The sequence below is a fragment of the Cupriavidus phytohabitans genome (assembly GCF_000426345.1).
In the GTDB taxonomy this organism is placed as follows: Bacteria; Pseudomonadota; Gammaproteobacteria; order Burkholderiales; family Burkholderiaceae; genus Cupriavidus.
This window is the reverse complement of record NZ_AUFE01000130.1, coordinates 1-7,634: the sequence shown is the minus strand read 5'-3', so window position 1 is coordinate 7,634 and position 7,634 is coordinate 1. Positions and strand designations below refer to the sequence as shown.

The window sequence follows — 7,634 nt, the reverse complement described above, 5'->3', positions numbered from 1 at the left end:
AGGCGTTGTTGCATAAATCGAGATTGAAAACAGGGGCTCCTCGGTGAGGCTGAACTCAGGTGATACAGACGGATTGCGGGCGAGCGAGCGCGACCATGCGGTTGAGCACGCCCGCACGGATGGCCACTTCGGTGGCCTGCGAGCCGATTTCGCGTGCCCACAGACTGTGTCCCGTCAGCGTCTTGAGGCGGTACATCAGGGTCTCGGCCAGCGAGCGCCGGTGGTAGCCGCTGGCGGCTTTCCATTCGCGTCGACTGCTCTTCTCGATGACATCGATGGCCTCGTTACGCCAGGCTGCACCCGGCGTACTTTCGGACCATGGCTTCGCTCCATCGCGTGGTGGAATCGAGGGCTGTGCATCCCGCGCGACAATCGCCGCATGGCACGGCTTGCTGTCGTAAGCGCCGTCGCCTCCGATGGTATCGATCGGTGTATCAGCGGGGATTTGATCGAGCAGGTCGGCCAACACTTCGCCATCGCCAACGTCCTGATGGGTCATCAGCGCGGCACGGATTTGGCCGGTGTTCGCATCCATGGCGAGATGGACCTTGCGCCAAATCCGGCGCTTGGACCAACCGTGCTTGCGAACCTTCCACTCGCCTTCGCCGTAAAGCTTCAGCCCAGTGCTGTCGATCACCAGATGCAGCAGCTCGCCGGTACGCGAGGCGGGCAGCACGACGTTCAGATTCTGCGCGCGGCGGCTCAATGTCGTGTAGTTCGGCACTGGCAACGTTGGGAAGGCCAGGGTGCGCAAGCTCTGCGCGAAGCCTTGCAGCGCGCGCAGCGGCAGGTGGAACACCTGCTTGAGACCGAGCAGACCCTGGATCAGCGCATCCGTATAGACGAGCGGGTGGCCACGCTTGGGCGACTGGGCTTACTACGCCGCTTCGTCAGAAGTTAACAGAGCCAGCGGTCCAGCGCGTTGCGCGTAAACGTCAGCCCAACCGACCCCGGATCTATGCAACAACGTCCTATTCGGACCACAAATCACACCCAAACACGGAAACATATTATTAGCCTGGAGATCAATAAATTGGACAAATCAACTTCCTCAATGGGCATTTTCTCAGACGCCGCCCCCTTCAAAAACACAAAAGCGAAAACATTAATCGCACTTAGAGCCGCCGCCTCGAAATTCGACGTTTATCCGCTTCATCGTGTGACGCATGCACAATGGAGCACGAATTCCACAAGGATTGCCAAACTAATCAAGATATCTTTTGGAATATCGGAGCCTCTAGCAGTTCGATCTAGCGCAGCATCCGAGGATAGTCTGGAGCAATCTAAAGCCGGCCAGTACCTTTCTGTCTTAAATGTCCGTACCGATGAGCAACTGATTCAAGCAATAGATGATGTGTTCTCTTCGTACGGCACCCTATTGCCATCCGACGAGGTGTTCGTCCAACCGATGGCCAAAGATATCGCAGTAAGTGGCGTTGTCATGACTTGCGACCCTGAATCTGGCCTTCCATACTATATTGTCAGTTACGATGAGAGCGGCGATACCACAGTTGTGACTTCCGGTGGAAACGGCACCCGCACTTACATATTTGTACCGGGCCACGATGCACCGGAGCCTCTCCGCTGTTTGGTGCCAGCAATAGAAGAAGTGATCGAAATTGTTGGCATTAAAGAGGTAGATATCGAATTCGGGATCTCGAATAATGGAACCGTGGTGATCTTCCAGGTACGGCCCATCACAGCCCCGCGGAAATGTGGATATAGCGTAGGCCACCTTGACATGCTTCTCCAATCACTGACTTGCGTTGAAGCGTCGATCGAGGACGTCAACAGCTTCAATAACGGCCAGGGACTCGTAGGGGAAGTTCTTGGAGTCATGCCGGATGTGAACCCCGCCGAGTTGATAGGAACTAAGCCGAGACCATTGGCCGCCTCCATCTTTCGTCACCTGTTCACTAATACCGCGTGGGCTTCCGCGCGGGCAAATTTCGGGTACCGAGATTTGCGCGCAGTTCCCCTCATGCATATGATTGGCGGCACACCATATGTTTCTGTATCAGCAAGCGTCGCCTCCTTTTTACCGGCCCCATTGCCCCATTCCATAGCAAAAAAAATCATCATCGAAGCTCAACGCAATTTAATTCTTATGCCAGAGCTTCATGACAAAATAGAATTTCGCGTTGTTCCAACTTGCCTCAAACCAAGAATGAGGGACGGCCATTGGCGCGAGCTATTTCCAAGCCTTTCTGAGAACGAATGGGCATCGTACCTGGACCTGCTACGTACCTTAACGAACCGCATTATCACTGGCGACGACCTCTTTGATCGTGCTAGACACGGCATCGAAGCATTGGAATCCGCTGCAAGATCTATAAATTGGGATGAGGACCACGGACTGCTAGATGTCCTATCGTTGATCGAAAAAGTGCACGTGCATGGCACAGTGCTATTCTCTGAGATTGCGAGAGCGGCCTTCGTAGCCACGGACATTCTCAAGTCATTAGAGTCTGAAAAATTGCTTCGCTCGGGGTTCCTGGATGCCGTCGTGCGCGCCTCCGACTCCGTTGCAGCCCAACTAGTAAACGATTTTTCAGCACTACAGCCTGCAGAATTTCTAAATTTGCACGGCCATATTCGCCCTGGCACATACGAGATCACCGTTCCTCGATACGACGATCCTATTAGTAAATACTTCGACTGGATGAATCGCACCATCAAGGAGGAGCCGACAGAAGTATCCGCCATCGACTTAGCTCTGTCACCTGCTCAGATATCAGCCCTTTCTTCCGAGTTCGATCGAACCGGCTACGCTTTCGATTGGCCGATATTTGAAGCCTTTGCAATGAAGGCGATTCAGGGCCGTGAACGCGTCAAGCATTCTTTTAGCCGTCTAATTTCGGACGCCTTGGAGATGCTCGCACTCGTCGGAGCAAATCTTGGTCTTAGCAGGGACGATCTGTCGTTCCTTACGATGCCCGACATTGCATTCTCTTTAGAGATTCGCTCCAATCATTCGACCTTTCTGCGGTCTGCAGTCGAGAGAAATCGACAGCACTGGGAAACAACCAGATATCTGCGCCTGCCTGATCTGTTGTGCTCACCGAAAGACATCTTCGGCTTCCATGTCTTCCACTCCCGCCCGAGCTTCATCACCGAGATCACAGTTGAGGGGGTTGTCACGGATGTATATGGTTCGTCTTTCAAGGACAGCATCGTATTTATGGAAAATGCTGACCCCGGTTTTGACTGGATATTCACGCACGGCGTCAAGGGATTCATCACGAAGTACGGTGGCGAAAATTCACATATGTCAATCAGAGCGCGCGAACTTGGTGTTCCCGCCGTTATCGGCGCCGGCAGTCGCTTTGAACAATGGCGGAACGCACGCGTTATTCGACTCGAATGTGCAGCTCAACGCGTCCAAGTTCTCGGTTGAGCTATGTTTCGTAAAAAATGAGGAAATAGAAGCGATGTCTGAACACGGAGTACGGCGATGCCCTCGCCGCATTAGAACGCTCCCACGAGCGGCCTTACCGAGACTCGTGAGGACCTCATAGCCAAGTTGCTTCGCTTGGCCCTCGGCAGGCACACCGATCACGGTCCTGCCGAGGGCGGTCAGCCCTTCGACATCCATATTCCAGGATGATCTTGCGCAACAGGGGACCCTGATGCTCTTCTTATAGGGTAGGAGGTAACCAGCGTGCTAATAAATATCAGTAAGCGTTCGCTTCATGAAAGAACTTCATAGCGTCTTGAAAACTGATCATTTTACCGACCTCGCACCGGGCAATTACAATAAAAACTTGGCTTGAAAAGAAAGCGGCTAGGGCCAAGCTAAGAAGTGTAGAATTTTTAGTGCCCTCCGAGGCGGCATGGGATAAGGAATTGTAGCGGTATCCAGCATCGCCGCAAATAAAGGGTGCCCAATTGAGCAAGCCTCCTTGATTATGCCCGCGCCATATTCTTTGCCGTATGTTGGGTGATATTCTGCAACGAGCTTGAACTGATCCGGCATCAAGTAGACAAATCAATTTCGTGTGGACACGCGGCATGCACAAGACACTTCGGCGAACATAATGCTCATGAATTATCGACGGGAAAGTTAAAGTCAGCGGAGACAAAATTAGTCCACTCTTCCGAGTCGTTATCGGGTATCCAGCGCTGAAATGATGAAATATCTCCTATTTCATCATTGTAAATGATAAATATTTGATGAAATGATGGCGGGCGAAGAAAGAATGAAGATTACGAAACTCTCCTCAAACGAAAACCCATTTGGTCCATCACCCAAAGCAGTTGATGCCGCGAAACTAGCAATTGCCTCGGCGAATCGCTATCCAGAACGCACCGATAACAAGCTCTGCGACGCCCTAGCTGCGTTTCATGGTAGAGGCCTTACAAGCGCGCAATTTTTCTCGGCAAACAGCGGTGTCGAGGTACTGTCTTTAGTGGAAGATGCGCTGATTAAGCCTGGTCAACGTGCCATCATATGTCCGCCGTGCTTTAGTGAATACTCAAGATCTCTTGCAAATAAGGGATGCGAGATAGACAGAGTGCCTCTTATTAGACCGGATTTCCGCTTGGACGTCGATGCAATCCTGCGCAGGATAAAAAATGATACCAGGCTGCTATATCTTTGTAATCCAAATAATCCGACCGGGACCTGGTTTGGAGAAAATGTGTTGGGTACAGTGTTGGATAAAATTCCGGATTATGTCACCGTAATTTATGATGAGGTGTATTATCAATTTGCTACGGAAGAAGGCCTTCCTGATGCTATACGGCATGTCCTCGGCGATCAAAATGTCGTGATTGTTCATAGCTTTTCCAAGGCCTATGGTTTGGCTGGTATGCGCATCGGTTATGGGATCGCGCCGCAACGGATAGCACGGAGTGTGAAGAAGCGGAAACGTAATTTTCACCTAAGCACAGCAGGAATGGATGCTGCAATTGCCGCTTTGGGGGATAGGGTTCACTTGCAGCGCACCGTCGATAACAACCATGCCGAGCGGCTCAGGCTCGCGACCGGGCTGAAAGCCCTGAATCTGGAGGTGACACCAAGCCAGGCTAACTTTCTGATGGTTCGCTGTCCCAAAGGCTTCAACGCTGAGGAACTGGCAGGGCTCTTGGTTGGGCACGGGGTGATGGTACGTCCCGCATTCGATCTGCCGCATTGCATAAGAATCACGGTTGGTGCACCAGGTGACAACATGAGATTACTCGCTTTATTGAATACGCTTCTGGAGGGTTGAAGGCTATGAGAGCTATGACGGGTGGTGAGGCAGCAGTTCTTTCTTTGCATAACTTCGGAATAAGGACGGTATTCGGCCTACCTGGCATGCAGAACGATTGGCTCTATAATGCATTTTTCGATCATCGAGAAAAATTCCGGATAATTCACACTCGACATGAGCAAGGCGCGGCATATATGGGGCTCGGTCATGCTCTGGTCAGCGATTTGCCCACGGTATTCAACGTTGTTCCGGGGCCCGGTCTTCTCAATTCAACCGCCGCGATCTCAACGGCGTACGCACTTAACGCAAAGCTGATGTGTTTGACCGGTCAGATAAACTCAACGGCAATAGGAAGGGGTTGGGGTGAATTGCATGAAATTAATGATCAGCTCTCAATTTTGCGTTCCCTTAGCAAATGGGTAGCAACTGCTAACACCCCATCGGAGATTCCGATCTTGATCGGCGAAGCCTTTCACCAGATGCTTTCGGGTCGACCTCGACCCGTTGGACTGGAGATTCCAATGGACGTGTTAGCCAGCACGGCTCCCGCCGATCCCCAACTCAAACTACGGACTCCTTATGAACCTCCTCTGGACGAGGAAGCTATCGAAGAGGTCGCCAAAGTGCTAGGTGCCTCAGTTGCTCCAATGATATTTGTCGGAAGCGGTGCGCAAGGCGTGAGCGCACTGGTCCGGCAGTTAGCGGAGGTCTTACAGGCACCGGTCGTGGCATATCGTACGGGTATGGGGGTTGTGGATGCCCGTAGCTATCTCTCCCTTCACCTGCCTGCCGCGAAGGATCTTTGGAGAAAAACCGATGTTGTATTGGCCATCGGTACCAACATGCGAATACCAGCCAAAAAATGGATTCGGACACATCGACCGGATATTATTCGCATTGACGTTGACCCGACCACCCATCGTAGATTTTTCACGCCGAGATGCGAGATTACGGCTCGGGCAGAGCAAGCCTTGCCACTCTTGCTGAGAAGGCTTGAAAAATACAATGCCGTTCGAAGTCCACGAGAAACTGCATTGATTGAAGTCAAAGCCGCATGGGAAGCGCGTTCAGCGGTGCTCGAACCACAATTGAGCTATCTTAAGGTTATCCGTGAAGAAATAGGTGAACATGGAATATTTGTAGACGAATTAACCCAGGTTGGCTTTGCGAGTCGCATCGTCTATCCTGTATACAGTCCCCGCACTTACATATCTACCGGCTATCAGGGAACACTCGGATATGGCTTTCCGACTGCGCTCGGAGTGAAGGTTGCAAAGCCTAACGTACCCGTGGTTTCTATTACGGGGGACGGCGGGTTCATGTTTGCCGTTCAAGAGCTAGCCACTGCTGTGCAGCATAAGATTCCTTTGATCGTTCTGCTTTTCAATAACAACTGTTTTGGAAATGTCCGCCAGATGCAAGTCAACGACTACGGCGGTAGAATTATAGCAACTGATCTTCGAAATCCAGATTTCTGCCGTTTGTCGGAAAGCTTTGGTGCACAATCGTTCCGAACGGACTCTCCCGAAGGACTGCGGTTCGCATTACGTCGGGCCATTGCAACGACGAGTGTACCGACGGTGATCGAAGTCAGCGTGGGGGATATGCCAAGTATTGACCAGTTCCGGTGAGGTGATTCTCCATTCTATGAAGTTTTCGATAAATTTAACCGCTTCAGGAGCCGGTATGGAGAACGGCGGGACACAGCTATGAATTTCCAAGTGTTTATGGGCTTGCCCCCGTGCCCGACGAGAATCCACCCATATAATGGCTGAGTGATCATCGCCGCATCGATTTGTTCATTTTCACGCGCTTCCAAATCAGACGGGCACGTCAGTTGGCGACGCTCATGATGTCAACATGACCCTGTCATCACCTATCGATTACAATTGTATTGACCGTTCGCCTTGCTGAGTTTAGTTGGACCATGGTATCGGATTATCACGCTGGTTACCTCCTACCCTATGAGATCATCAGGGCACCCTGTTGCGCAAGATCATCCTGGAATATGGATGTCGAAGGGCTGACCGCCCTCGGCAGGACCGTTATCGGTGTGCCTGCCGAGGGCCAAGGGAAGCAACTTGGCTATGAGGTCTTCACGAGTCTCGGTAAGGCCATTGCATTACACACAAGTTGTGACGACGGGGTTGTAAACCGAGCGAAGAAGGCGTTTACTCGCGGTTTCGAATCGGCGGGTGAGGCAAACAAGTGGTGGCAGCGAGTTGGGCAGAGGCGGAGTTCAGGGACATTGATTTGGGCGATCGGCGCCTCAACAAGCGCGCGATGCTGTTGGCCGAGAGCCTGGCAAAGAATCCATCGGCGAGCATCCCGAGCGCTTGTGGGGGCTGGGCAGAAACGGCCGCTGCCTATCGCTTTCTGTCCCAGGATCGGCTGGAATGGCACGACATCCTGACGTCGCACTGGCAGTGCGCGGCCGAG

Annotated in this window: 4 protein-coding genes and 1 pseudogene; 4 read left to right on the top strand and 1 reads right to left on the bottom strand. The window is 52.2% G+C overall.

Annotation, left to right across the window (positions count from 1 at the left end; translation table 11 throughout):
* Positions 1 to 55: 55 nt before the first annotated feature.
* Positions 56 to 865, bottom strand: a pseudogene (locus K309_RS38455) (IS5-like element ISRta5 family transposase); the annotation flags it as partial.
* Positions 866 to 1,033: 168 nt separating this feature from the next.
* Here K309_RS38455 and K309_RS0132945 point away from each other — a divergent pair.
* The 4 genes from K309_RS0132945 to K309_RS38445 all read left to right on the top strand — a co-directional run.
* The gene (locus K309_RS0132945) at positions 1,034 to 3,397 is read left to right on the top strand and encodes a PEP/pyruvate-binding domain-containing protein (protein ID WP_232232609.1); all 2,364 of its coding nucleotides are present in this window, start codon (positions 1,034 to 1,036) and stop codon (positions 3,395 to 3,397) included.
* An 802-nt stretch (positions 3,398 to 4,199) separates the two neighbouring features.
* A complete protein-coding gene (locus K309_RS38450; protein ID WP_232232608.1) occupies positions 4,200 to 5,213 on the top strand; it encodes a pyridoxal phosphate-dependent aminotransferase in 1,014 nt (337 codons plus the stop codon).
* A 5-nt stretch (positions 5,214 to 5,218) separates the two neighbouring features.
* Positions 5,219 to 6,826, top strand: a complete 1,608-nt coding sequence (locus tag K309_RS41025) for a thiamine pyrophosphate-dependent enzyme (protein WP_369796567.1) — start codon at positions 5,219 to 5,221, stop codon at positions 6,824 to 6,826.
* 580 nt (positions 6,827 to 7,406) lie between these two features.
* On the top strand, positions 7,407 to 7,634 hold a 228-nt coding region (locus K309_RS38445), incomplete at its 3' end, for an IS4/Tn5 family transposase DNA-binding protein (RefSeq protein WP_232232607.1).

Coding starts and splice junctions, on each gene's coding strand:
- K309_RS38450 (WP_232232608.1), top strand. CDS start 4,200: ATGAAGATTACGAAACTCTCCTCAAACGAAAACCCATTTGGTCCATCA.
- K309_RS41025 (WP_369796567.1), top strand. CDS start 5,219: ATGAGAGCTATGACGGGTGGTGAGGCAGCAGTTCTTTCTTTGCATAAC.